Consider the following 25,047-nt stretch of genomic DNA (forward strand, 5'->3'; position numbering starts at 1 on the left):
AGGACCGTCTACATAACATTTCTTCAATCTTTTGTCGGGCAGAGCGCCTCAAGCTCGTTGAACATAAAAAAAGACGAACCAAATCGCACGTGGCGATTTGGTTCGTCAACAGCCTGAGGAGTTCATGATGAACTCCTTTTTGTTTACTCTTCTGTTTCCGTATTCACGTCTTCCTTCTGCTCTTCCTCTTCTGGCATCGGCTTCAAGTCCATCGTATATACGTATTCCTCACCGAAGTTGTTCAAGATGAACAGTTCTTCTTCCGCACGTGTCGCGAGTCCGTTCGAGAATCCGATGACGGCGTACATCTCCTCTAGAAGAACGTCTTGCTCTTTGTCAATCTCATCAAAGATGGCTTGTTCCCATCGTTCGATGATTCGACCGAGTTGAAGGTAGTCTTCGCTTTTAATTTTATTTTTGTCGCGCAGCAACTCTAAATAGTCGCGGACCTCTTTCAGATTGTCGTGCGTCATCGGGATGGCACCCGCTTTTTCTGTCGCCAAGATCTTTTGGTGCGTCATCAGATGCATCGCATCGACGAGATTCCCTTTGTTTAATTTTTTCTCATCGTCAAAGACGAGTCCCGTCGTCTCCTGCGGGTCGATCCGGCGCGTCACGTTTTGACGCCGTCCGAGCGGGTCTTCTTCTTTGATGATGTCAATCAATTCAAGCGCCCGCTCATACTCTTCTTCCGTCAAATTTTCCCGGTCGAGTTCACTTTGATTCGGTCCCATCCAATACTGATAGAATGCATATGTAGCAACAATCACTATAACTAAGACAAGTCCCATCCAAGGAAACCATTTTTTCCATTTCATTTTCCATTCACGCCCTTTTACTTATTCTCTCCATCAAGGATAACATATACACCTTGCCAAAAATTCCAATAAAAGGTTTTTCGTCATGACCTTAAACAAAAAAGTACCCGCCTCCTGATATCGGAGCGGGTACTTTCTCTACATCTTATGCTTCGAACAACAATTGTTCTGGATCTTCAATCATCTCTTTGATGTGCTTGAGGAATGTTACAGCCTCGCGACCATCTACGATTCGGTGGTCATACGAGAGGGCGACATACATCATCGGACGGTTTTCCATCGTATCCGCGTCGATTGCGACTGGGCGGAGTTGAATCGAGTGCATTCCAAGGATAGCAACTTGTGGTCCGTTCAAGATTGGTGTTGAAAGAAGTGAACCGAACACGCCACCGTTTGTGATCGTGAACGTACCACCAGTGAGGTCACTCAAACCAAGCTTGTTGTTACGCGCTTTATCCGCAAGGTGAAGGATGTCTTTCTCGATTTCACCAAAGTTTTTACGATCTGCTTCACGGACGACAGGGACGACGAGACCGTCTGGAGCCGATACGGCAATTCCGATATCGTAGTACTTCTTCAAGACGATTTCATTTCCTTGGATTTCAGCGTTCAAGTAAGGCATGCGCTTAAGAGCCGCGACCGCTGCTTTCGTGAAGAATGACATGAAGCCGAGTTTGACATCGTTGTCTTTCACGAATTTCTCTTGGCGACGTTTACGAAGTGCCATGACCGCCGACATATCGATTTCGTTGAACGTCGTGAGCATTGCTGCCGTCTGTTGCACTTCTACGAGACGGTTCGCGATCGTTTGACGACGACGTGTCATCTTGATGCGCTCTTCTTCTTTCCCACTTGCAGCCGGTTGTGGTGCTGGAGCTGCAGCAGCTGGTTTTTGCTCTTTCACAGCTGGTTTGTCTTCATGTTTTGAAACGTCATGCACATTGATACGTCCCATTGGGTCGTTCGTTTGAACGGCCGAGAGGTCGATGCCTTTCTCACGAGCGAGTTTACGAGCAGCAGGTGTTGCGATTGGTCCTTTACCCGGGCTCGCGACGTGCTCTTCGCGTTTCTCTACTTTCTTACCTTCTTCAACAGATTCCGTTTTCTTCTCAGTCGGCGCTTCTGTCTTCGTTTCTGTCGCGTTTTCTGTCTTCGTCTTCGTCGCGACAGCCGTTCCGCCACCAGAACCTGAACCGAGACGGGCGATGACGTCACCAACTTGAACCGTATCCCCTTCTCCGGCAAGTTGTTCTTCTAACACACCCGCTTCGTCAGCTGGGACTTCGATATTGACTTTATCCGTCTCGAGCTCGACGATGGCTTCCCCTTTTTCGACTTGGTCGCCTGGCTGTTTGAGCCATGTCGCGACCGTTCCTTCCGTAATGGATTCTGCTAATTCAGGTACTTTAATTTCGACCACAATGACTTCCCCCTTAACTTATTTACGATCTTTTTGGTATGTGCTCGTGCCTGCACCGCTCGAGACGACGTCGCGAGAAAGTGCTTCACGGATGATGCGTGCTTGTTCTTGCTTATGGGCTGTCGGATTTCCTTCAGCCGGGCTCGAACGTCGGCGACGACCGATGTAACGAACGTCGAGTCGGTTCGTTGTGACCGCTTCAAGACGAGGCTCGATGTACGTCCAAGCCCCCATGTTTTTCGGTTCTTCTTGTACCCAGACGATTTCGCGTGCGTTTGGATAACGGCTGATGACGTCACGAATCTCACGTACCGGGAACGGGTAGATTTCTTCGACCCGGATGATATGCAAGAAGTCGAGCGACTCTTCTGACTTGCCGACCGCTTCCGCGAGGTCAATCGCCATCTTCCCTGTGCAGAAGACGAGACGTTCGACTTTCTCTGCGTTCTCACCGAGACCTGGCTGTTCAACGATTGGTTTAAAGCTCTCTTCCGTGAACGCCTCGATTGGTGACGTCGCGAGCGGATGACGAAGCAGACTCTTCGGTGTCATAATGATCATCGGACGAATCTCTTCTTTGCCGAGCATCTCAGCTTGGCGACGGAGAATATGGAAGTATTGTGCCGCAGATGAAAGGTTTGCGACTGTCCAGTTTTTCTCACCGGCAAGCGTCAAGTAACGCTCCATCCGTGCACTCGAGTGCTCTGGTCCTTGTCCTTCATAACCGTGTGGCAAGAGCATGACAAGCCCTGATTTTTGACCCCATTTCGCACGACCGGCCGAGATGAACTGGTCGAACATGACTTGCGCCGAGTTCGCAAAGTCACCGTACTGGGCTTCCCACAATACGAGCGTGTCTTGGGCGAATACGTTATACCCGTATTCAAATCCAAGAACTGATCCTTCTGAAAGCGGGCTGTTGTAGACAGAGAACGAAGCTTTTGCCGTCGACAGCTGATGGAGTGGTGAGAACTTCTTCCCTGACTCGACATCGTTCAACATGATGTTCCGTTGGGCGAACGTTCCGCGCTCCGAATCTTGACCGCTCAAGCGTACCGGCGTACCGTCTGAAAGAATCGAAGCGAAGGCGAGCGTTTCCGCATGACCCCAGTCGATTTTCCCACCTTCACCGAAAGCGTCACGGCGACGGTCGAGTACTTTTTGAAGTTTGTGGAAGACACCGAATCCTTCCGGCCAGTCAAGCAACTCTTCATTCAATTGCGTGAGAAGTTCGAGATTCACGCTCGTATCGACTTTCGGGAATCCTTTATGGACCGCGTCCGGCAAGACGATGTCAGCATCCTCTTCTTCAGAAGGAACGAGGTCGCGTGCTGCTTTAAGCGCCTCTTCGATCTTTTGTTCGATTTGTGCTTTCTCATCTTTTGTCATGACGCCTTCTGCCTCGAGTTGCTCGGCATATACGTGACGGACAGATTGATGTCCTTTGATCGCTTTATAAAGAACCGGGTTCGTATTCATCGGTTCGTCCATTTCGTTGTGACCGTAACGACGATACCCAATCAAATCGACCAAGATGTCTTTATGGAACTTGGCACGATACTCACTGATCAATTTTGCGACGGCGACACATGCTTCCGGGTCGTCTGCATTCACGTGGAAGACTGGAATCTCATACCCTTTGGCGATATCACTCGCGTAACGCGTCGAACGTGAATCATTCGGGTCCGTCGTGAAACCGATGGTGTTGTTGGCAATGACGTGAACCGTTCCACCCGTACGATACCCCGTCAAGTTCGTCATGTTGAGCGTCTCCGCTACAATTCCTTGTCCCGGGAACGCTGCATCTCCATGAATCAAGATTGAAGCTGCCAAATCATCCTGCTGGACAGCCGATCCTTTTTCAGAACGATCATCTTGTGCGGCACGTGTGTACCCTTCGACGACAGATCCGACGAATTCAAGGTGACTCGGGTTGTTCGCCAAGTTGAGACGTACTTCTTTTTGTTGTTCGACGACTTTACGATCAAGTCCAAGGTGATATTTCACGTCGCCTGACCAACCGAAGTTGATGCCGATTGACCCTTCAGACGGAATCAATTCTTTGTTCGGTGCGTGCTGGAACTCCGCAAAAATCATCTCGTATGGCTTGCCGAGTACGTGAGCGAGTACGTTCAGACGTCCACGGTGTGCCATCCCGATATTGATGTGTTCAGATCCGCTCGAGATGAGTCCGCCGACCATGGCGTCGAGTAACGGCACCATCGCATCCAATCCTTCGATGGAGAAGCGTTTCTGTCCGACATACGTTTTATGAAGGAATGATTCAAACAGTTCGGTCTCAGCCAGACGTTTGAACAATTCGATTTTTTCTTCTTTTGAGAAGGTTTGTTTCAATGCGCCTTGTTCGACTTGACGGCGAATCCACTTCTTCTCTTCCATATCGTCTAAGTGACGGAGTTCGATTGCGACCGTACCTGTATAGACGTCAAGCAAGTGACGGAATAACTCAAGGGCACTTGCATTTGGTTTCGGTGCATCGTCCGAAAGAAGACGGGCCGGAATTTGTTTTAAATCTTCTTCTGTCAAATCATAACGAGACAGTTCGAACAATTCCTGTTCGCGCGGATGATCTTTCAACGGATAAATATCCGCCGCCTTATGACCGAACGCACGGATATCGTTGACGAGACGTGTCGCCGAAACGACTTTCTCTAAGTCAAACGACGGACCCGAGACCGGTACTTCTGTCGGTGATGATTCTGGTGCCCCGTTCTCGTCGAAGTAACGACGTGTCTCCTCATCGACCGATGACGGGTCTTCCAAATATTGCTCGTACAGTTCAATGATGTAGCCTAAGTTAGGACCATAAAATGCTTGCGATTTCTCGTGAACATTCGACGACTCTCCCATTGAATAAATCCCCCTTATCCATTCCTAAACGTCCAATCTGTGAACGCTTTCATTTTAACATGTAGCCCGAAGCCGTTCACTCTTCTCTTACCCTAGTGAACAAAACCAAATCTTGCCTCTTACGCTCAACTTCATACTACACCTTTCATGCTAGAAAGACCCTTACAAATTCACAATTCGTCCATACTATTTCGATAAGTTTTGCTTATCGATAAATTGTGTCTCAGCGGATTTGTTTCAAACATTTCAAAAAAAGATGAAACCTTATTTCAAACAAGCCCGTAGAAGGGGGTGTAGGAAGAACACTATCACTCAAAAAAGAAAGCTAGGTGACCACATGTTATCCGTACAAAATGTCCATAAGAAGATGGGAAAAGCAACGGTATTGACGAATGTCAGCTTTGATGTCGTCCCGGGTGAAATCTTTGGTTTCCTCGGACCGAACGGCGCCGGGAAGACGACGACGATCCGAATCATTACAGGCCTCATGCCTGCAACACATGGAACCGTGACGGTCGATGGGTATGACGTCGCGAACAACCGCCAAGAAGCACTCAGCCGAATCGGAGCCATCGTTGAGAATCCGGCGTTCTATCCGTACATGACCGGTCGTGAGAACTTGATTCATGCCATGAACTTGATCCCGAACTTAAAGAAGGTCGATTTGAATGCGCTTGGTGCGCTCGTCGGACTCGACGGAAAGCTCGATATGAAAGTGAAACAGTATTCGCTCGGGATGAAACAACGCCTCGGGATCGCCCGTGCCTTGTTGCATAATCCAAAAGTACTTATCCTTGATGAGCCGACGAACGGTCTCGACCCAGCCGGGATTGCTGATCTCCGGAATTACTTACGCCACCTCGCGGACCACCGCGGCATCGCCATCCTCATCTCGAGTCACTTGTTGAGTGAGATGGAATTGATCACGGACCGCTTCGCCATCATTGACCAAGGACAAATCAAATCGGTGGAAGACGGTCAGACGAAAGCCGATAGCGTCATTCTCTGTAAAGTTGCCAAAGAACAGATGAGCGATGCACTCGATGTCGCCGCTCTCGCCTTCGATGATGTAAAAATTATTCAACAGTCAGCCGAGTCGTTCATCGTGCCACGTCAGGAGACGGATATCCCCGTCTTATTGAAACAGTTGATTGAACGGGACATCGCCGTCTATCAAATCGGTATGAAACACGAGTCACTCGAAGAGCAATTCTTGAAATTGACGAAAAAAGAAGGAGGTACGAACAATGCGTTCATTACTCAGCAATGAATGGATGAAGTGGCGCCGCACGATTAAGCCTTACGTCGCCTTAGGTGTATACACCGCGATCATCCTCATCGTCTATGCCGTATTGGCGAGCGGAGATGGGACACCGGAAGCGGCATCGTTCTTCGAATTCTCAACGATGGGCGCCATCGCCTTCCTCAGCATCTTTACCATCGTCTTCACGGCCGAGATGGTCGGGAATGAGTTGAAATTTGATACGTTGAAGCATCTTTTGATGAGCCCGTATTCCCGAGACCGCATCTTGTTGTCAAAACTCGTCATGTCCGTTCTCGTCATGTTGCTCCAATTCGTCTTTATTTTAGTTGTCGCGTTCGGGTTCTCACTCACGTTAGACGGCTCTGTCACATGGGACGTCGTTCGCCCTATTCTCATCAGTGTGAGCGGACCAATCTTCATCATCTTCTTGACGCTCATGTTCTCGGTCGTCTTCAAGTCAGTCGGCGTCGTCATCGGTTTCACGGTGCTCGCGAACTTCGCCTCAAGTATCATCGGGGGTCTTCTCGTTGCCTGGAAACCTGAACTCGCAAAATGGATTGTCTTCTTGCATACAGACCTTTCTATTTATGATGTGAATCCAGAATTCATGAAAGCGATGGATGCCACGATGGGCTTCTCCATCTTCTATGTCGCCCTTCATATCATCGCCTTCTATCTCATCACGGCATTTATGTTCCGTAGCAAAACGTTTGCGGAATGAGAACAGGTCCCTTTTGATTCAAACGAATCGAAAGGGACTTTTGTTTGTCTCTATATGTGTGATGACTTTAAGACACCTTTGTCACACAACCTCAACATTCTGTCAGAAGTCTCCCACCTGTATGCGATATGATAAAACTAACAGCACGTAAGAAGGATGTGACAATATGGCTCTCACGATTGGATTAGCATTGCTTGTCTGTTTGATCGCACTTATTTTTACTATCATGGTCGGACTCGGGAAAGACCGCTCCACATACAGCCAAAAGAAGAGCTGGTCGATGGTTTCTTGGCTCTACATCATTTTGCTCCCCGTCTCGTTCATCGGACTCGGACTTCTCTACTATTTCATTACGAAATAACGCAAAAAAATCACGATGCCAGAATATAGGCATCGTGATTTTTTTACGCGATTAAGTCACTCCAAATTTTGATGGTACTCGCTAAGATGAGTAACGCTAAAATCCATTGAAGCGCTTTTGTATTCATATTCTTCCCGACATTCGCCCCGATCGGTGCAGCAATCAGACTCGCGATAATCATAATGATTGCCGGGCCCCAGACGATTTGATCGGTGATAATTTTACCGAACGTCGACCCGATCGACGAGATAAATGTGATGGCGAGTGAACTTGCGATCGCCATCTTCGTCGGGATGCGCAAGACAACAAGCATGATTGGCATAAGAATGAATGCCCCTGCCGCTCCGACGATACCAGCTGCAATCCCGACGACGAAAGCTGAGCTGGCCGCGATCACCTTGTTGAACTGTACTTGGTCAAGCGGCATATCGTCCACTTGTGGCTTCGGTAAGAACATCATGATCGTCGCAATCGTCGCAAGTACGGCATATACGACATTGATCATCGTCTCCGATAAAATTGTCGACCCGTATCCTCCAATGAAGCTCCCGATCAAGACCGCCACACCCATATAGAGGATTAACTGTTTGTTTAAGTATCCACCTTTACGATAGGCATAGATTCCACCGATTGTCGCAAAGAACACTTGAATCGCACTAATTCCTGATACTTCGTGCGCGCTGAACGCCGCAAATCCTAAGATTGGTGGAATGTATAACAGCATCGGATACTTGATGATCGACCCGCCAATCCCGACCATCCCTGAAATGAACGACCCGATAAACCCAATAAGAAAGATTGTAATGATAAACCCGAACTCCATATTGACTCCTCCATTTACTCTCGTATTCTCTACTTATTCAATCGATTCCCAAGCCATCATACCGCCTGACACATCATAGATTTCGGTATAGCCGGCATCTTTTAATCGACTAGCAGCCTGGGCACTTCGATTACCGCTTCGACAGATGACGTAGATTGGCTCATCTTTCGGATACGGTAACTCGTTGGCATCTAATGAAGATAGTGGTGCGTTCACCGCCCCTTCAATATGCCCCCCATCGTATTCAGACGTTTCTCGTACATCAAGGAGTGTTATTTCCTCGTTTTCCAATTTGTTTTGTAGAGTTTCAGCATCGATTTTCGTGATTTCATCCTTTTCTGATGTGATTACAAAGATAAAAATCACCATAACAGCCAAAATCCCAACAAATAAGGAAATTTTCTTCATGTTTTCCCCTCCAATTCTTTTCACTTGCGCTCATTATACCTTAGGGGGTATATTAAAGCCAACGAAACATTCTCGTTGCCAAAAACCTTAAACACGAAAAGGAGATCAAAGACTCATGAAGACGATTACGACTACTGAATTAGAAGCGTTACTTCAAGCTGACGACTCACTCAACCTCATCGATGTACGAGAGGTAGATGAATATGCTGGAGGTCACATTAAACAAGCGAAAAACGTACCACTTTCTGAATTCGGGGCAAAAGTCGATGAGCTCGATCGCTCTAAACCGATTCATGTCATTTGCGCAGCCGGTGGACGCAGCATGAACGCATCCGCTTATCTCGACTCACTCGGGTTCGATGTCACGAACGTCGACGGTGGGATGATGAGCTGGCAAGGCGAAGTCGAATAAACGATTACATTCATAGGGGGAAATTGATATGCTATTACGTTATTTTTATGATGAGAAATTAGCGCAAGCTTCATATATGGTCGGATGCCAAATGACAGGAGAAGCCATCGTCATCGACCCGGCCCGTAACATCGAGCCATACCTTCAAGAAGCGAAAAAAGAAGGCATGAACATTGTCGCAACAGCTGAGACACACATTCATGCGGACTTTGTATCGGGCTCACTCGAACTCGCGAAGCGCACAGGTTCGAAAGCTTATTTATCAGATGAAGGCGATGCTTCTTGGAAGTATGCGTTCGCCAAAGACATCGACGCACAACTCGTCAAAGAAGGCGACACGTTCAAAATCGGAAACGTGACACTTGAAGTCATGCACACACCGGGTCACACACCGGAACACATTTCATTCCTTCTGTATGACCGGAACCAGACACAACCGATGGGCATCTTCACAGGCGACTTCGTCTTCGTCGGAGATATCGGTCGCCCCGACCTCCTCGAAGAAGCAGCCGGTGTGAAAGGAACGACAGCAATCGGCGCGGAACAAATGTTTGATTCACTCAAGAAATTCATAGCGCTTCCTGACTTCGTTCAAGTTTGGCCAGGACACGGTGCAGGTAGTGCTTGTGGGAAAGCGCTCGGTGCGATTCCAACGTCGACGGTCGGTTATGAAAAAGCGACGAACTGGGCGCTTCAAATGACGGACAAAGATGCTTTCATCAAAGAATTGACGACGGATCAACCAGAACCACCGAACTACTTCGCCATGATGAAGAAAGTGAACAAAGAAGGCATTCAAGTGACGACGAATGTCGCTCGTCCTGAAGTCGTTGGGTCAGAACGCCTTGATACACTCGTCGAAGAAACGCAAGTCGTCGACACGCGTAAAGGGGAAGACTTTGCGAACGGACACGTACCTGGGACAATCAACATCCCATACAACAACAAGTTCGTCTCGTGGGCAGGCTGGCTCGTCAACTTCGACAAAGACATCACACTCATCGCAAATGCGGAAGAAGTCGATCAAGTACAGACCGACCTTCAATCAATCGGCCTCGATCGTCTTCGCTTCATCGTTCCGGTCGAAGAGCTCGACGCTTCACTCTTGACGGAAACCTATATGGACGTGACGGCAGAAGAAGCGATTGAAGCTGCTGAAAAAGGTGACGTCTTCGTCCTCGACGTTCGCAACGCGACAGAATGGAACGCGAGCCATTACGAAAAGGCAGAGCGCATCTTGCTCGGTAAACTCACACGTGATCACGAAGGTCTTCCGACCGATCAAACGATTGCAGTTCACTGTGCGTCAGGCGTCCGCTCACGCATGGCAGCAAGTGTCCTTCAATCACTCGGCTACAAAGATATCCATAACATTCTCGGTGGCTACGGCGCGATGAAGACTGTCTTAAACGCTCAACAAATCAAGTAATGCTATACTGACTATGAATATGGCGCCCGCTTCGAGAGGGGCGCCTTTTGTTTAGGAGGGAAAGACGTGGTCGCTATCGGTCCACTTAACATTCGTGTCGATTTACTCATTTTTTTAGTAAGCCTTGGTATCCTTTACGGGATCTTTCGTTTCCTCGGTCTAACGAGCAAGCAACGTGAAGCCGTCATCGGTACATGGTTCTATGGATTTCTCGCCTGGAAAGGGAGCGCCATCCTCATCGGTCTGTTGACGACTCGTGATATTTCTCTTGCCCTCTATGCTACGGGAGGTATATGGTCTCAATGGATTGCGGCCGCTGTTGTCCTTTGGCTCGTCTATCGACTCGATCGAGACCTCTTAGGATATTGGATGCTGAGCGGGCTCCTCATCTGGCTCGGGATGACGCTCGCGGTTCCGGTATACGGGACAATATTCACTCTTCCCGACCAGCCGATTCATCTATGGAGCGCTGTCCTTCTCCTCGTACTATTCGGACTGACGTGGCGCTGGGTGCATGTGCCGACTCGCGGACACATCCTGTGGACCGTCCTTGGCGCATCTAGTATCTGGCTGTTTCAGTCGTATGCGGTCGGAAAAGTTCAATGGTGGATGATTGGGATTGTCTTCATCCTGTTCGGGCTTTCGCTCTATGTCGCTCGTCCTTCAAAGAAAGCGATTCAAGTTAGTGTCGGTGTCCTCGTTTTGCTCGCGGTCGTGAATGCCGCCCTACCGGAACGCGCGACACAAACTGTCACGACAGAGACAGCATCGACTGGTCTAAATATCGGGCAAATCTCCCCTTCGTTTGAGTTACAACGAACTGACGGGAGTACGTTCGACTTAGCATCGTTACGCGGTCAACAAGTCGTCGTCAACTTTTGGGCGTCCTGGTGTCCTCCGTGTCGCGCAGAGATGACGGACATGGCGACGTTCGCGAGAGAACGAGACGACGTGACGATTGTCGCCGTCAACACGACGACGAGCGAACGCGACCCGGACAATGCCGTCTCGTTCGTCGAACCGTACGAAGACGCGTTTACCGTCGTCTATGACCGTGACGGTCAAGTCGGAGATGCGTACCGGATTCAGGCGATGCCGACGACATATGTGCTCGATGAATCCGGTGTGATCATCGCGAAACAATTCGGTGCCATCGACAAGAATTGGCTCGACGCTCAAGTAAATTGAACATGACAAAACCGCCGACAGTGATTTGTCGGCGGTTTATCTTATTGCTTCAAATATCCTTGTGCTTTCAAGAAGTCTTTGACATCAAGACGCGTCGATTTTGACAACATGCGCCCCATCTGTCCAGTCCACGTATCCTTACGCGGGTTCGAGCCACGGACCATATAGTAATCGTGGATCAACGCATCGTAATCAGAAAGGGACTGCTTCATCCGTTCTGGATTCGCTTCATACGTATTCTCATGGTATACATGATGGAACGGTAGGCGTGGTTTTTGATCTTCAACTGAGGCCGGTACACCGACGGCCATACCGAAGAGCGGGATGACCCGTTCCGGCAATTCGAGCACTTCTTTAACCGCAAAAAGGTCGTTCCGAATGCCACCGATATAACAGATGCCGAGCCCCATCGACTCTGCCGCTACGGCTGCGTTTTGTGAGGCGAGTGCAGCGTCGATCACAGCGACAAGCAACTTCTCATCAGTCTCAAGCGTCGCAGACACTTCCGCTTCCTGTAGCTCACCAATCACTTCATGGCGATGCAAATCCGCACAAAAGACGAAAAAGTGACCGTTTTCAACGACATAGGACTGGTTGCCCGCAATCTCGGCAAGTCGTTTTTTCTTCGCTTCATCGGTTACCCCGATAATGGAATAGGCTTGTATAAAGCTAGAAGTCGATGCGCGTTGGGCGCTCTCAACGATGGTCTGGATTTGTTCATCTGTTAATGTCTCGTCCGTAAAGTCACGGACAGAACGGTGGTTCAATAATGTCTCAATCACTTCGTTCATACGTTCTTCCCCCTTTTTTTCAATCTTGGCACAAGCTCTCTGAATCCACAAATGAGAGGAATCCGTCGGGCACATTTTGAAGGAGGACGCTCACTTCTTGTTTTCTTATGCTATCATTATAGACTACATAGAAAATACGACAGCGTAACTTCGAATAAGGAGCGAGATATATGAAAAGAATGCCATTTTACATTCCATTCCTGCTTGGGGTACTGCTACTCTCCGGTTGTACGGATGCCGATGTGAGCGTCCCGACGTCGACTGAAGAAACCGTCGAAGAGGAACAGACACAAGAAGAACAAACAACCGAGACGCCTTCACCTGAACAGGAAGAAGATTTATTTGAAGGCTATACACAAATCGAGGTCGATGGCGGTGATCAGTCCGGAACACGGGAAGCGAATGTCGTCGTCGATATCGGCTTCGGCGACCGTGAGTACTGGGCGTTCACGAACGAGTATGGTCAATTGATTCGTGTCATTGCCGACGAAATCACGCTTCAAGACGATGAGACCGAAGACGTCAATTCTTCTGGTCGTTATTATTCAGACGAGGCGAAAGTGCCGGGTGTCGAAGACCCGAATCTCGATGAAGGTCATATCATCGCTGATTCGCTCGGTGGTGTCTCGAACGCCTATAACATCACACCACAAAACAGTGCACTCAACCGCTACGGGGACCAGGCGTTCATGGAAGATGTCATCCGGAAAGCTGGCGGTGCGAAAGACTTTGAAGCCATCATTACCTATCCGAACACGACGACACAGATTCCTTCCCGCTACCAATACACGTATACCGTACGAGGCAACACAGTCACGGATACGTATGATAACGCGGACCCAGAGGAAGTGAACGAATCGCTCGATTTGACGGACGATTCTCCACCTGACGTGACGACGGAGCCTGTCGAAGAGCGAGAATTATCCGATATCGACGTTGACGGTAACGGGCAAGTGACGATCAAAGAAGCAAAAAACGCCGGATTTGAGATGCCGATCACGCGTGATCATTGGTTGTACCAGTATATGGACGACCGGGACGGTGACGGGATGGTCGGTGAATAACCACGATTGACGAGACGTTTCTCTATGAGAGGGGCGTCTTTTTTGTATACAAAAAACCGCGGTACATGACCGCGGCTACTCGTTTAGTTCGACATTTGGTTCAAGAATGGTGCGAGATCAACGTTCAACTCGTTCGAGAGACGTTCCCCGAGTTCACGGTCCGCACGATAGAAGTTGCAGATCAAGAGGAGAACCGTCTTCTCATGACGAACTTCTTTGATGTGGGCAACGAGGTTACGGATAAGCGCGTCCTTCTCTTCTTGAGAATAACGGCGATACACTTCTCCGGCCTGACCGAAGTCGTTCGTCTTCTCAATCTTCTGGCGACCCGTCACGCCTGTGATTGGTTGCGGCGTTTCGATGTAATCCGCATTCGGCTTCGGCGCGTCTTCATAGCGGTTCGGCTCGTAGTTGACCGGACTCGTCTGTTGCTTGAACGGCATCGCCCCGTCTCGCTGGTTGTTCGCGACTTGAGCGAACGGGCAGTTGATCGGAAGTTGAAGATAGTTCGGTCCGATGCGATGACGTTGCGTATCTGAATACGAGAAGAGACGTCCTTGAAGCATCTTGTCTTCCGACGGCTGGATTCCTGGAACGAGAACACCCGGGTTGAAGCCGACAGACTCTGTCTCAGCGAAGAAGTTGTCGACGTTCTTGTTGAGCGTCATCGTTCCGACCAATTGATACGGGATGACGTCTTCGAACCAATCTTTCGTCGCATCGAGCGGATCGAAGTCGAAGTTGTCCATGTCCGCCGGGTCTAAGATTTGTACATATAGATCCCATTCCGGATAGTCTCCTTGCTCAATCGCGTTGAACAAGTCACGAGTTGCGTGGTTGAAGTCTTCCGCCTGGATTTTCGCAGCTTCTTCCATCGACAAGTTTTGAATGCCTTGCTTCGGTACCCAGCGCATCTTTATGTACAATGTGTTGCCAAATTCGTTCACCCATTTGAAAGAGTGGACGGACGATCCGCGCATATGACGATACGATGCCGGAATACCTTCGTCACTGAACAAATGAAGTAGCATGTTTGTTGATTCCGGTGTGAGTGACATGAAGTCGAAGAAACGGTCTGGGTCTTGAAGGTTTGTTTGTGGGTCCGGTTTGAGCGAGTGAATCACGTCCGGGAATTTAATCGCGTCACGGATGAAGAAGACCGGCAAGTTGTTTCCGACGAAATCATAGTTCCCTTCTTCCGTATAAAACTTGACGGCGAAACCACGTGGGTCACGAAGCGTCTCCGGTGAACCTAAGCCGTGGATGACGGTCGAGAAACGCGCAAACACAGGCGTCTCTTGCCCCTCTTCTTGCAAGAATGCAGCTTTTGTATATCGTTTCATACTATTTTTTACAGTGAAGACACCATGCGCCCCTGCCCCTCTCGCGTGAACGACGCGTTCTGGTACGCGTTCACGGTCGAAATGCGCTAATTTCTCAATTAGTTGGTAGTCTTCGAGAAGCGTCGGGCCCCGACGACCCGCAGTGATGGAGTTGGCGTTATCCCCGATTGGTGCGCCTTGGTTAGTAGTTAGTTGACGATATTGATCCATATGATTGCCTCCCATTATTTATAATCATTACAATATTGATATTAATCAAACATTAGAATGATTACAAATAAAAAGCTCGTGAATCACGAACTTTTTTTCATGTGTCTCTTTTGTTTGGCTTTTTCACGTTGATGAAGCGTGACGACGAAGAACGCGGCGAGCACTCCACCAAGTGACCCAGCGATGATGTCGACCATCGTATCGTCGTTCCCGTTCCCTTGCATCGTCGTGTTTAAGACGACGTCGGATGTAAATTCATACATCTCCCAAAGCGCCGCGCCAGCCATAGAAAAGACAACGATATAGACGAATAAAAATCGTTTTGGGATTTCAGTCCGAATGTCGTCATCGAGCCGGGAGAAGAAGTCGAATCCTAAAAATGCAAGAAAGATACCGCTCAAGAGGTGTAGGAACGTGTCCCACCAGCCGTTCCCGTACAATCCGACGATGGAACCTAAATACTGTGAGGCAAACAAGAACAGGATATATGCCACCTTCATCTTGCTATCGAGCTCTGTTTTAAACGTCTTTTCAATGAAAAACGGGATGAGACCAGAGATGATCCCGGCCCCCGCAACACTCGCATCGAACCAGGATTCTTCAATGATCGATGTGACGAGCATGACCGCCATGAACAAGACGAATCCAAACTCGAGGATACGCCCTTTCGTGAGCTTCATGATATTTCCCTTCTTTCGTCTAGTTTGTTCTCTATTAGCTTTATTCCCAACTCTTAATCGTGTTCAACCACACAATCGAATTTAGTTGGACTCACTTGCTTTTTACGAACATATGTTCTATAATGTATATTATGAATCCGAGGAGGAACTTGCTATGCCGATCAATCCGTATCTCAACTTTAATGAGAATTGCCGCGACGCCGTGAACTTCTATGCGGACGTATTTAACCATGCCGCTCCAGACATCATGACGTTCGGTGACCAACCTGGTCCAGACGGTCAACCGGTGCCGAGTGAAATGGCCAATCTCGTGCTGCATACCCGACTATCGATTCACGGCTCATCGCTCATGTTTTCTGATGCGATGCCTGACGGACCGGTCACGTTCGGGGACAATGTCACACTCGCCGTCGTCACGGACGACCTCGATGCCATCCACCGTGAGTTCGAAGCGCTCTCTGTGAACGGCCGTGTCTTGATGCCGCTTCAAGAGACGTTTTGGAGCAAGGCGTACGGCATGCTCGAAGATCAGTTCGGTGTCCAATGGCAGTTTAGCCACGAAGCATAAGAACGACAAAAAATCCCCGATCCTTAACGAATCGGGGATTTGCTTATTTTTGGGCTACGAAGAAGATGCGCTCCGCATCCGCTCCCGGTGCATGTTCGGTGAAATCTGATGTGACCGATTTGACGTGGAATCCGGCACCAATCAACCATTGCATGTACTGCCCTGGTTCATATGTCCGTTGTTCATGGGTCTCCTCGATCCGTTCGTACGTTCCGTCTTCAAGCGCGACGAAGAACGTTAAATCGTGAACGACTGAGAGCGGTGCCTCTCCTGGGTCGGCAAACCAGATATACGAGCACTCTTCCCCATTTGACGCGTACGTCTTTTGGTTGAAGAGCGTCTGCATCTTATTCGGCGCATGGACATCAAAGATGAACAGCCCGCCCGGTTTGAGTTGGTTGTAGACAGATTCGAACGTGTCGATCACATCTGCCTCATCCCGCAGGTAGCAGAGTGAGTCACAGAGGATCGTCACCGCATCGACCGGTTCCGGTAATTCCAACTCACGCATATCTTGTTCCCAAAGTGGCAACTCGATTTCTGCTTCAAGTGCCTTTTCTTGTGCGACTTCGAGCATCGACTCCGATAAGTCGATCCCCATCACGTCGTAATGTTCGGCGAGGCGAATCGTAGCCGATCCTGTCCCACATCCGACATCCGCGAGTGTCGCGCCATCTTGGACGTGACGACGCACGAAAGCGACCCACTCATCATACGGCGCGTCTTTCATTAACTCGTCGTATACATAGGCGAATCCTTCGTATGCCATTAGCCGACTTCCACTTCGACGTGCGGCGCGTCAGCCCACAATTTCTCTAGGTTGTAGTAATCACGGTCGTCACGATGGAAAATGTGAACGACGACGTTCTCGAGGTCAGCGAGTACCCAACGTGCCGTGTCCATTCCTTCAAACTTGTGGAGTGGTAGGTCGTTTTCGCCAGCGACATCTTTGATCTCACGCGCGATTGCTTCGACTTGCTTCTCCGAGTTCCCGTGACAGATGACGAAGTAATCCGCGATCGGCGAGATACCTTCCATATCGAGTACGACGATTTCCTCGGCACGTTTATCGTCAGCCGCTTTTACAATCAATTCTAATTCTTCTCTTGCAGTCATATTGACCCTCCTAAGGTGTATTCACAAAATCATTATACGTTTCAATCGTCAGTGGAAAAATGCGCACCGACTTCTTCAATAAAAACTCAATCGTTTGGCGCAGTGTCGCGACAACCGCCCCTTCGAGCGAATGCGCTGCCTCTACTCGCAGGCGATCAACCCCTGGATAATTGCGATTCGGTTCGATGGCATCGGCCACGAACAGGATCTGATCGAGACGAGACATCCCAGGCTCTCCCGTCGTGTGATTCCGAATCGCCGATAGTACGGTTTCCTCGAGTTCATACTGACGGGCAAGCAAGATCGCACCGACCGGCGCATGCAACAACTCGTCCCCGTACTCAAGAAGACTTGAATCAAGTCCCTCTTCGATGACGACTTGACGCATCTCTTCCGTGTCAAAGTACTTGGCGTAGTCATGAAGCATTGCTGCTAGACGAGCCTCTTCGACGTTCTCGCCGTACTGAACCGCCATCCGCTCTGCCGTCTCGACGACACCGAGCGTATGGATATAGCGTTTTTCTGGTAGCGTCTGTTTAATCAACTCATGCGCTTCTTCAAACGTCATACAGCTTATGCTCCTTCACATACGTCTCGACGAGTGCCGGGACCAAATATTTGATGGATTTGCCTCGCTTCGCCCGCTCTCGAATATCGGTGGACGAAATCTCAAGTTGTGGCATATCGATCGGACGAACGTCCGCCTTCTCCGGGATCAAGTAACGCGTCCCAGGACGAGCGACGGCACCGAATGCGACGAGACGGATAAGTGTCTCATAGTCGTGCCACGACTCGAGTGCGACGAGTGAATCCGCTCCAATCAAGAAATAGAACGTATCGTCTGGATGCTGTTCGATTAACCGTTTCATCGTCTCCACCGTATAAGACGGCTCACTCCGTTCAAATTCAATCAAGTTCAGCTTGAAGTCTGACTGACCTTGAATGGCGCGGCGGGTCATCTCGATTCGATGGTCTGCCGAGCTGAAGCCGACCTTGTGTGGCGGAATCGCAGCCGGTAAAAACCAGACTTCATCGAGTTCAAGTTGTTCGCGAGCTTGTTCGGCAATCAACAGATGTCCGAGATGCGGCGGGTCGAACGTGCCCCCCATCAAACCGATGCGGCTCATGGGAGTTTGATTTGGCGATTTTCTTTCTCAGTCGCCTCTTTATATAAGACGATGACTTTACCAATGACTTGAACAACCTCAGCTTTTGTACCTTCTGATAATTCGCCGGCCACGTCTTTTGGCGTGTCCATGCAGTTTTGAAGTACTTGAACTTTGATCAATTCGCGTTTTTCGAGTGCGTCCACGATATCTTTGCACATCGCTTCACTGACCCCATTCTTCCCAACTTGATAGATTGGTGAGAGATGGTGCGCTTCTGCGCGTAAAAAACGTTTTTGTTTACCTGATAGCATAGTATATTATTCCTCCAATAATCCTTCGATTAACTTTTTTCCGATGGTTTCGTCCGGTTTCACGCCCGTCCATTTTTCGAACGAGAGCGCGCCTTGCCCGACGAACATGGCTACCCCTGTCACAATGATGGCCCCGCGATGTTTCGCTTCACGAAGCATCGGGGTGACAAGTGGACGATATATGATATCACAAACGACCGTGTTTTGTCGTAGTCCTTCTAATGAAAGTGGTGTCGAGCTCTTGTCCATGCCGACAGAAGTCGTCTGAATGATGACCTCATATTGCGAGACGTCGACCTTTTCGAACGTCGTGTACGTGACATCGAACACGTCTGCGAGTTCTTTTGCCCGTTCGACTGTCCGATTGACAATCGCCACCTGACGCGTCGGTAGTGCCTGTACGATTCCACGCGCAGCTCCACCCGCACCGATGACGAGGACTTGTCCTGTCCAATCGGTGAACGGTGTCAGTGCTTGAACGAGCCCTGCACCGTCTGTATTCGTTCCGACAAGGCGTCCGTCTCGCTTATACACCGTGTTGACGGCACCGGCAAGTTTCGCTGCCTCATCGAGTTCATCGACGTAACGAACGACTGCTTCTTTATACGGAATGGTGACGTTGAATCCGTCCCATTCTCCGTCCCGCATCGCTTCGAACAGTGCTGATAAGTCGCTCGTCATGGCGTCAATGGCCTCATAACGCCCGAAAAGCCCAGACGCCCTCAACCACTGCTCGTGCAGCTGGGGAGAGAGCGAATGAGCAATCGGGTGGCCGATGACAGCCAGATTCATACGAGCGCCTCGCGGAGTGTGACTGCGACGCCTTTCGGAGCCCAAGCCGCAATGCGACCGCCTTTACCGTGAATCGCGACCCATCCGAGGCCACTGAACACGATGTCTGTCTTCACACCGTCTCGTAAGCTGAATTCATGGCGTACGAGTGGTGGTAAGATTTCGAGCGTCTTCTCGTTCGGTGGATTGAGCATTTTCCCAATATGCTGGTCATAGAGCTCATCCGCGCGTTCGAGTTTCGTACGGTGTGCTTTCAACTCGTTCGACATATAGATGACGAACGATCGTTTATTGCCTTCCAAGTAATCCAAGCGTGCCAAACCGCCAAAGTAGAGCGTCTGTTGCGGGTTTAATTGGAACACATGTGGCTTGATTTCTTTTTTCGGCGTAATTGTCTTCAAATCTTTCGCATCGACGTAATGCGCCATTTGATGACGGTTGATGATCCCTGGTGTATCGTACAAGTTCGCATCATCATCGAGTGGGATGTCGATCAAGTCAAGCGTCGTTCCCGGGAAATGACTGACGGTGATGATGGCTTCATCCTCTTCACCGAAACGCTTGATCACCTGGTTGATGAGTGTCGATTTCCCGACATTCGTACAACCGACGACAAAAACGTCTTTGCCTTTACGGTAATATTCAATCTTCTCCGCGAGTTCATCGATCCCGTGTCCTTTTTTCGCACTGATCAAATGAACGTCAATCGGGTTCAAACCGAGCTCTTTCGCTTCCGCCTTCATCCAGTTCGCCATTCGGTTCGGATTGACGGATTTCGGCAACAAGTCTACCTTGTTCCCGACTAAGAGGACCGGGTTCGACCCGACTGAGCGTTGTAGGCCCGGGAGCCAACTGCCATTGAAGTCGAAAATATCGACAATCTTGATGACGAGTGCCTCTTTTGAACTGATGCCGTTCAAGATGCGCAAGAAGTCATCATCTGACAACTCGACGTCTTGGACTTGGTTGTAATGCTTTAATTTGAAACAACGTTGGCAAATGACGATTTCTCGGTCAAGTGCCGATTTTGGTGCATAGCCGACCCCGTTCGGGTCTTCCGTTTGGATGGCTACGCCGCACCCAGCGCAATATCGTTTGATTTCTTCCATAGTTGTGCTTACTGCCGTTCAGGTTTCCCCTTCTTCATTCGCCGTAGCACCTCGCTGCTACTCCTGAAGCGTTAATTCCGACGCCTTGGTCGCCGTACATGGGCAGCCTCCTTCTTCCTGTGCGTTCGAGGTCTTATTCATCTTTTTTATGTGAATCTTTGGAATGTGGATGCATCGCTTCGCCGATTTTTTCAGCAACCGCGACTTTCGCCCGCTGCGCGTCGACAGCTAACTCTTCCACTTTTTTCGTGATCAACACATACTTCCCGCGACGCTTCATATGTGCGAAGACAACCTTCTCAAGCATCCGGTTGAATTTCGTGACAAGCCCGTCCGTTTTGACGACCGGTTGAACGTGGATGACATGGATGCCGGCCATATTCGCACCGAGTACGTCCGTAAACAACTGATCCCCTAAGAAGATGGCTTCCTTCGGTGAATAGCCGTATTTTGCGAGCGCCTCTTTGAAACCGGATGGTAACGGCTTCTTGGCACGAGCGACATAATGAAGGCCAAGCGGCTCCGTAAACGTTCGTACACGGTTCTCGTTATTATTTGATACGACAATCACATCGAAACCGTATGATTTCACTTTTTCAAGCCACATCAATAAAAGCTCAGGCGCATGCGGAACGTCCCACGCCACGAGTGTATTATCAAGGTCGGTCAAAATGACGCGTACCCCACGGTCTTTCAATTCTTGTAAGTCGATGTCAAACACAGTCGCGACGAACTGTTTCGGATAAAGTCGATTAAACACGTAAAATTCCTCCAATTAGCTAAACGATTCAACTACTTATACAAGTATTGATATCCCTTCTATGGTAAACGAAAACCGACCAAACGACTAGTCTATCGTTCGGCCGGAAGAAAATTGATACAAAATTAGTTGGATTTGATCGTCCCGATGACGTCACCGAGTCGAACCGGACCCATTTTTTCATGGTCCATTTGAATCGCATCTTTCTCAAAACAAAGTACGACAGTCGAACCGAATGAGAAGTATCCGACTTCCTGCCCTTTTTCCGCTTGATCGCCCTCAAGCGTCCACTCAATCGTGTTCACGTTCAAGGCACCGACCATGATATGCTCATACGTCCCAGCCGGACTGTCAAAGCGCGTCACACGACGGTAGTTACGAGAGAGCGGTCTCACCGTCTCCGTCAATCCAAGCTCGTTTACGGGTGCCGAGCGGTCCCCAAGTTCATAGTGACTGAGCACGCGACCCGAGAGAGGCGTATGGACGCGGTGATAATCGCGCGGACTGAGGTACAGGACGACGACCGTTCCACCTGCATAACGTCTCGCCTCTTGTTGAGAACCAAGTAATTCCGCAAGTGTATACGACTGACCTTTCACCTCAAAACGGCTATCCTCTGAGATCGATTCGATGACCGATAACTTTCCGTCACACGGTGAAACGAGTGACTCGGAAGACTCATCGATCGCACGCGCTCCCGGCTTCAAATGGCGTGTAAAAAATGCATGGAGCGACGGATAGGCATGAAGCGGTTGTTCTGCTTCCTCCACCGCAATGTCATACACTTTGGCAAACGAAGGAATCAAGTGGCGACTCACGCTTGATTCCGCAAAGCGTTTGAGGCGTGTGGCAATCCAAGGCGAGGCGTTCAACTCAAATAACGTTTGGTAGAAACGACGCTTCATTCCTCTTTTGCCTCCTCATTTTTAAAGAATGTTTCGTATTGTTGTTCAGAGACCGCACCTTCAATGCGACCGACTTCTTTTCCATCTTCGAATCGGATGATCGTCGGTGTTCCATTGATGCCGTAAGTTTCCCATACGTTATGGTCTGCCAAGTTGATCGATACCGCATCATATTCTTCAATGAGTGGTTCGACATACGGTTTCACTTGCTCACAATATTCACAACCTGTTTGCCAGAAGTAAGCGACGACCTCGCCGTCCTGGTCTAACTGTTGCTGCAATTCATCTGCAGTGACGGCATTGACGCCCTCTTCTTCATTGGCTCCGTTTAAAAAGAACAACAGACCGATTCCGATGACGATAATCGCTCCGATAATGGCAAACGTGATAAAATTCGCACGTTTTTCAGGGTTTTTCATATGCATGATCCTCCTCTATGTTGGATAAAGAAAAAAGACTGACTCATGCACGAGTCAGTTTGATTGTAGACGGCTTACTTCTCTTGTGCAACGTCGCTGATTCCCATGTCTTGGTTTAAGACATCGAGAAGTGCAACGAAGATTGTGATGGCCACGCCAAATCCTGTCGCGAGCATCGCGTTGAACTCTACACCATCAACAGCAGAAATGATAAATACCGCTGTATTTGAGAGCACAATCGCCCAGATCAATGTCACTAAATAACGCATTGAACGTCCCCTCCATCTCACAGATGATTCGTAAAAATTCATACGACATTAGTATAGCATTGTTCGAATGGAATATGCGACTTCGATTGTATATTCTTTCCGTATAATCGAAAAATGTGATACGGTCGTAGAAACATCATTGTGAAGAAAAGAGGATGACTGATGTCACGTTATTTAATCGCAGTTGATTTAGATGGAACGTTATTAAGAGATGATAAAACCATTAGTGAACGAAATCTCCGTGCCCTTCAAGCGGCACGTGAATCTGGTCATGAAGTCATGATTGCAACAGGGCGTCCAAAGCGCCATTCGATCATGTACTATGAGCAAATGGGATTGACGACTCCGCTCGTCAACTTCAACGGCGCCCTCGTGCATCACCCGAAAGATGCGAATTACGCGGTCACACACCGCCCGATTCCGCTCAAGACCGCACACGATATCATTGAAGAGGTCGCCGATACGAAAGCCCATAACATCGTCGTTGAAGTGACCGACCACGTTTATTTCCAAAAAGACCCGCAAGAGTTTTACAGCCCGTATGCAGAACGTGCGCTCAGCGTCACGTCTGGGAACTTGTTGACACACTTGCAGGACGAGCCGACGTCACTTTTGATTCACGCGACAAAAGACCACGTGGCACACGTCCGCTCGCAGCTCGACGACATTCACGCCGAGGCCGTATTGAACCGTCAATGGCGCATGCCGGAGCACATGATTGAAGTCATGAGCAAAAACACGTCGAAGGCACTCGGACTCCAAGAAGTCTCGAAACATTTGAACATCGACCGGAAACAGATCATTGCGTTCGGTGATGAAGAGAACGACCTTGAGATGCTTGACTATGTCGGGACAGGTGTCGCGATGGGGAATGCCATCGACCAACTGAAAAACGTGGCCAATGAAGTGACGGCTTCGAACATGGACGACGGGATCGCCCTCTTCCTAGAAGAACGACTTGGGATCAAGTCATAACGAAAGCACCGACCTAGAAAAGTCGGTGCTTTTTGTAATTCGTCTACTTTTTAGCGACGGAACGTACCTTCGACGTCCTCTGTCGGCAAGATATTGATCCAAACGGATGGGTCTGCATCTTTACAAATCCGTGTGATTTCACGAACCTCGTGTCGTTGTGCGACCATCATGAGCGTTGCTTTCTCGACTTTCGAGTACGTGCCGATTGCCGGCATGAACGTGATGCCACGGAACACGTGTTGATGCAATTCTTTCGTCACTTCATCTGGATGGTTCGTCACGATGAAGAGCGTCTGACGCTGCGTATTCGTGTAAATCTCATCGATAACTTTTGATGTCACATACAAGAAGACGATCGTATAGAGTGCTGTCGGCCATCCGAACAAGGCACCTGCTGCGAGCGCGATCATCATGTTCATCAAGAAGAGGTAGACACCGACCGAGTTGTTCGTGAATTTCGCAAGAATCAACGCGACAATGTCAAAGCCTCCCGTCGAGGCACCGTATCGAATCGTTATCCCCGATCCGATCGCCAAGAGCACACCGCCGAACACGGCGTTCAATAACGGGTCGTCCGAGAGGAGCTGCGATTGCGGAAGCATACGAATGAACAACGTAACCGAGGCGACACTGACGAGCGTATGGATCATCATATTCCGCCCGAGCATAAAATAACTGACGACGAGCAGTGGTGCGTTCAGAATAAAGAACCAGAGCCCTTCCCCTAGTTCAAACGGTGTACCAGCTAGTAGTGCTGTCAAGATTTGGGCAAGACCCGTAAATCCTGTCGAATAGACGCCGGCTGGAATTAAAAATAATGTCATGGATAAGGCAACGAACAATCCTCCGATGATCGAGACAACCCCGATTCGTGTATGTTCTTTAACGGCTTCCGTCAAGCTTCAACTCCC

General features: G+C 49.3%; 29 protein-coding genes. 9 read left to right on the forward strand and 20 right to left on the reverse strand.

Going from position 1 to position 25,047, the window contains the following annotated elements; all coding sequences use genetic code 11:
- Positions 1 to 143: 143 nt before the first annotated feature.
- From KNO86_RS10680 to KNO86_RS10690, 3 genes are all read right to left on the reverse strand, one after another.
- Positions 144 to 818, reverse strand: coding sequence for a DUF6241 domain-containing protein (locus KNO86_RS10680; protein ID WP_214696048.1), 675 nt, complete (start codon positions 816 to 818; stop codon positions 144 to 146).
- Positions 819 to 963: 145 nt separating this feature from the next.
- On the reverse strand, positions 964 to 2,238 hold the full coding sequence (gene odhB, locus KNO86_RS10685; protein ID WP_214696050.1) for a 2-oxoglutarate dehydrogenase complex dihydrolipoyllysine-residue succinyltransferase: 1,275 nt from the start codon (positions 2,236 to 2,238) through the stop codon (positions 964 to 966).
- A gap of 18 nt (positions 2,239 to 2,256) precedes the next feature.
- Entirely contained in the window at positions 2,257 to 5,109 is a 2,853-nt protein-coding gene (locus tag KNO86_RS10690) for a 2-oxoglutarate dehydrogenase E1 component (RefSeq protein ID WP_214696052.1), read from the reverse strand.
- A gap of 337 nt (positions 5,110 to 5,446) precedes the next feature.
- Between KNO86_RS10690 and KNO86_RS10695 the strand changes: the two genes are divergently transcribed.
- The 3 genes from KNO86_RS10695 to KNO86_RS10705 all read left to right on the forward strand — a co-directional run bounded on the left by KNO86_RS10695 (position 5,447) and on the right by KNO86_RS10705 (position 7,455).
- Complete coding sequence (locus tag KNO86_RS10695; RefSeq protein WP_214696054.1) at positions 5,447 to 6,379, forward strand: ABC transporter ATP-binding protein; 933 nt, start codon at positions 5,447 to 5,449, stop codon at positions 6,377 to 6,379.
- The gene (locus tag KNO86_RS10700; RefSeq protein WP_214696056.1) at positions 6,357 to 7,094 is read left to right on the forward strand and encodes an ABC transporter permease; all 738 of its coding nucleotides are present in this window, start codon (positions 6,357 to 6,359) and stop codon (positions 7,092 to 7,094) included. Before KNO86_RS10695 ends, KNO86_RS10700 begins: the two co-directional genes overlap by 23 nt.
- Positions 7,095 to 7,260: 166 nt before the next feature.
- Positions 7,261 to 7,455 (forward strand): hypothetical protein, encoded by a 195-nt coding sequence (locus KNO86_RS10705; RefSeq protein WP_214696058.1) that lies wholly within the window; start codon positions 7,261 to 7,263, stop codon positions 7,453 to 7,455.
- 43 nt (positions 7,456 to 7,498) lie between these two features.
- On the opposite strand, the gene KNO86_RS10710 is transcribed toward KNO86_RS10705, so the two are convergent.
- Both KNO86_RS10710 and KNO86_RS10715 read right to left on the reverse strand, forming a co-directional pair.
- Positions 7,499 to 8,278, reverse strand: a complete 780-nt coding sequence (locus KNO86_RS10710) for a sulfite exporter TauE/SafE family protein (RefSeq protein ID WP_214696060.1) — start codon at positions 8,276 to 8,278, stop codon at positions 7,499 to 7,501.
- Between the two features lie 33 nt (positions 8,279 to 8,311).
- Positions 8,312 to 8,686 (reverse strand): rhodanese-like domain-containing protein, encoded by a 375-nt coding sequence (locus KNO86_RS10715; RefSeq protein WP_224860276.1) that lies wholly within the window; start codon positions 8,684 to 8,686, stop codon positions 8,312 to 8,314.
- 115 nt (positions 8,687 to 8,801) lie between these two features.
- Here KNO86_RS10715 and KNO86_RS10720 point away from each other — a divergent pair, with 115 nt between their 5' ends.
- The 3 genes from KNO86_RS10720 to KNO86_RS14835 all read left to right on the forward strand — a co-directional run bounded on the left by KNO86_RS10720 (position 8,802) and on the right by KNO86_RS14835 (position 11,715).
- Positions 8,802 to 9,098, forward strand: coding sequence for a rhodanese-like domain-containing protein (locus KNO86_RS10720; protein WP_015881009.1), 297 nt, complete (start codon positions 8,802 to 8,804; stop codon positions 9,096 to 9,098).
- A gap of 28 nt (positions 9,099 to 9,126) precedes the next feature.
- Positions 9,127 to 10,527: an MBL fold metallo-hydrolase gene (locus tag KNO86_RS10725; RefSeq protein ID WP_214696062.1), complete on the forward strand. Its 1,401-nt coding sequence runs from the start codon at positions 9,127 to 9,129 to the stop codon at positions 10,525 to 10,527.
- A 66-nt stretch (positions 10,528 to 10,593) separates the two neighbouring features.
- Positions 10,594 to 11,715, forward strand: coding sequence for a TlpA family protein disulfide reductase (locus tag KNO86_RS14835; protein ID WP_214696064.1), 1,122 nt, complete (start codon positions 10,594 to 10,596; stop codon positions 11,713 to 11,715).
- Positions 11,716 to 11,756: 41 nt separating this feature from the next.
- Here the strand turns inward: KNO86_RS14835 and nfsA are convergent, their stop codons facing one another.
- Complete coding sequence (nfsA, locus tag KNO86_RS10735; protein ID WP_214696066.1) at positions 11,757 to 12,506, reverse strand: oxygen-insensitive NADPH nitroreductase; 750 nt, start codon at positions 12,504 to 12,506, stop codon at positions 11,757 to 11,759.
- Between the two features lie 170 nt (positions 12,507 to 12,676).
- Between nfsA and KNO86_RS10740 the strand changes: the two genes are divergently transcribed.
- On the forward strand, positions 12,677 to 13,570 hold the full coding sequence (locus KNO86_RS10740) for a DNA/RNA non-specific endonuclease (protein ID WP_214696068.1): 894 nt from the start codon (positions 12,677 to 12,679) through the stop codon (positions 13,568 to 13,570).
- Positions 13,571 to 13,653: 83 nt separating this feature from the next.
- Here KNO86_RS10740 and KNO86_RS10745 read toward each other — a convergent pair whose 3' ends face one another.
- The gene (locus tag KNO86_RS10745; protein ID WP_214696070.1) at positions 13,654 to 15,123 is read right to left on the reverse strand and encodes a catalase; all 1,470 of its coding nucleotides are present in this window, start codon (positions 15,121 to 15,123) and stop codon (positions 13,654 to 13,656) included.
- Between the two features lie 83 nt (positions 15,124 to 15,206).
- Positions 15,207 to 15,803, reverse strand: a complete 597-nt coding sequence (locus tag KNO86_RS10750; RefSeq protein WP_214696072.1) for a DUF2238 domain-containing protein — start codon at positions 15,801 to 15,803, stop codon at positions 15,207 to 15,209.
- Between the two features lie 154 nt (positions 15,804 to 15,957).
- Here KNO86_RS10750 and KNO86_RS10755 point away from each other — a divergent pair, with 154 nt between their 5' ends.
- Positions 15,958 to 16,371, forward strand: coding sequence for a VOC family protein (locus KNO86_RS10755; protein WP_214696074.1), 414 nt, complete (start codon positions 15,958 to 15,960; stop codon positions 16,369 to 16,371).
- A gap of 43 nt (positions 16,372 to 16,414) precedes the next feature.
- On the opposite strand, the gene KNO86_RS10760 is transcribed toward KNO86_RS10755, so the two are convergent.
- From KNO86_RS10760 to KNO86_RS10810, 11 genes are all read right to left on the reverse strand, one after another.
- Positions 16,415 to 17,140, reverse strand: a complete 726-nt coding sequence (locus KNO86_RS10760; RefSeq protein ID WP_214696076.1) for a class I SAM-dependent DNA methyltransferase — start codon at positions 17,138 to 17,140, stop codon at positions 16,415 to 16,417.
- The gene (rsfS, locus tag KNO86_RS10765) at positions 17,140 to 17,487 is read right to left on the reverse strand and encodes a ribosome silencing factor (protein ID WP_074032684.1); all 348 of its coding nucleotides are present in this window, start codon (positions 17,485 to 17,487) and stop codon (positions 17,140 to 17,142) included. The genes KNO86_RS10760 and rsfS overlap by 1 nt, the downstream gene beginning before the upstream one ends.
- A 10-nt stretch (positions 17,488 to 17,497) precedes the next feature.
- Positions 17,498 to 18,055 (reverse strand): bis(5'-nucleosyl)-tetraphosphatase (symmetrical) YqeK, encoded by a 558-nt coding sequence (gene yqeK / locus KNO86_RS10770; protein WP_214696077.1) that lies wholly within the window; start codon positions 18,053 to 18,055, stop codon positions 17,498 to 17,500.
- Positions 18,045 to 18,614, reverse strand: coding sequence for a nicotinate-nucleotide adenylyltransferase (locus KNO86_RS10775; protein ID WP_214696089.1), 570 nt, complete (start codon positions 18,612 to 18,614; stop codon positions 18,045 to 18,047). Before KNO86_RS10775 ends, yqeK begins: the two co-directional genes overlap by 11 nt.
- Positions 18,611 to 18,907, reverse strand: coding sequence for a ribosome assembly RNA-binding protein YhbY (gene yhbY, locus KNO86_RS10780; RefSeq protein ID WP_074032681.1), 297 nt, complete (start codon positions 18,905 to 18,907; stop codon positions 18,611 to 18,613). Before yhbY ends, KNO86_RS10775 begins: the two co-directional genes overlap by 4 nt.
- A gap of 6 nt (positions 18,908 to 18,913) precedes the next feature.
- Positions 18,914 to 19,699 carry a shikimate dehydrogenase gene (gene aroE / locus KNO86_RS10785; RefSeq protein ID WP_214696091.1) on the reverse strand — a complete coding sequence of 262 codons (786 nt, stop codon included), beginning with the start codon at positions 19,697 to 19,699 and terminating at the stop codon, positions 18,914 to 18,916.
- Positions 19,696 to 20,808 (reverse strand): ribosome biogenesis GTPase YqeH, encoded by a 1,113-nt coding sequence (gene yqeH / locus KNO86_RS10790; RefSeq protein WP_214696093.1) that lies wholly within the window; start codon positions 20,806 to 20,808, stop codon positions 19,696 to 19,698. Before yqeH ends, aroE begins: the two co-directional genes overlap by 4 nt.
- Before the next feature lie 133 nt (positions 20,809 to 20,941).
- Complete coding sequence (locus KNO86_RS10795) at positions 20,942 to 21,568, reverse strand: YqeG family HAD IIIA-type phosphatase (protein WP_214696095.1); 627 nt, start codon at positions 21,566 to 21,568, stop codon at positions 20,942 to 20,944.
- 125 nt (positions 21,569 to 21,693) lie between these two features.
- Positions 21,694 to 22,473, reverse strand: coding sequence for a phosphatidylserine decarboxylase (locus KNO86_RS10800; protein ID WP_214696097.1), 780 nt, complete (start codon positions 22,471 to 22,473; stop codon positions 21,694 to 21,696).
- Positions 22,470 to 22,892 carry a thioredoxin family protein gene (locus KNO86_RS10805; RefSeq protein ID WP_214696100.1) on the reverse strand — a complete coding sequence of 141 codons (423 nt, stop codon included), beginning with the start codon at positions 22,890 to 22,892 and terminating at the stop codon, positions 22,470 to 22,472. Before KNO86_RS10805 ends, KNO86_RS10800 begins: the two co-directional genes overlap by 4 nt.
- A gap of 74 nt (positions 22,893 to 22,966) precedes the next feature.
- Complete coding sequence (locus tag KNO86_RS10810; protein WP_074032676.1) at positions 22,967 to 23,161, reverse strand: YjzD family protein; 195 nt, start codon at positions 23,159 to 23,161, stop codon at positions 22,967 to 22,969.
- 162 nt (positions 23,162 to 23,323) lie between these two features.
- Between KNO86_RS10810 and KNO86_RS10815 the strand changes: the two genes are divergently transcribed.
- The gene (locus tag KNO86_RS10815; RefSeq protein ID WP_214696101.1) at positions 23,324 to 24,136 is read left to right on the forward strand and encodes a Cof-type HAD-IIB family hydrolase; all 813 of its coding nucleotides are present in this window, start codon (positions 23,324 to 23,326) and stop codon (positions 24,134 to 24,136) included.
- A gap of 50 nt (positions 24,137 to 24,186) precedes the next feature.
- Here KNO86_RS10815 and KNO86_RS10820 read toward each other — a convergent pair whose 3' ends face one another.
- Positions 24,187 to 25,035 (reverse strand): YitT family protein, encoded by an 849-nt coding sequence (locus tag KNO86_RS10820; protein ID WP_214696104.1) that lies wholly within the window; start codon positions 25,033 to 25,035, stop codon positions 24,187 to 24,189.
- Between the last annotated feature and the right edge of the window lie 12 nt (positions 25,036 to 25,047).

Origin of the sequence: Exiguobacterium sp. s160 (assembly GCF_018617575.1) — a bacterium.
Taxonomy (GTDB): Bacteria; Bacillota; Bacilli; order Exiguobacteriales; family Exiguobacteriaceae; genus Exiguobacterium; species Exiguobacterium aestuarii_A.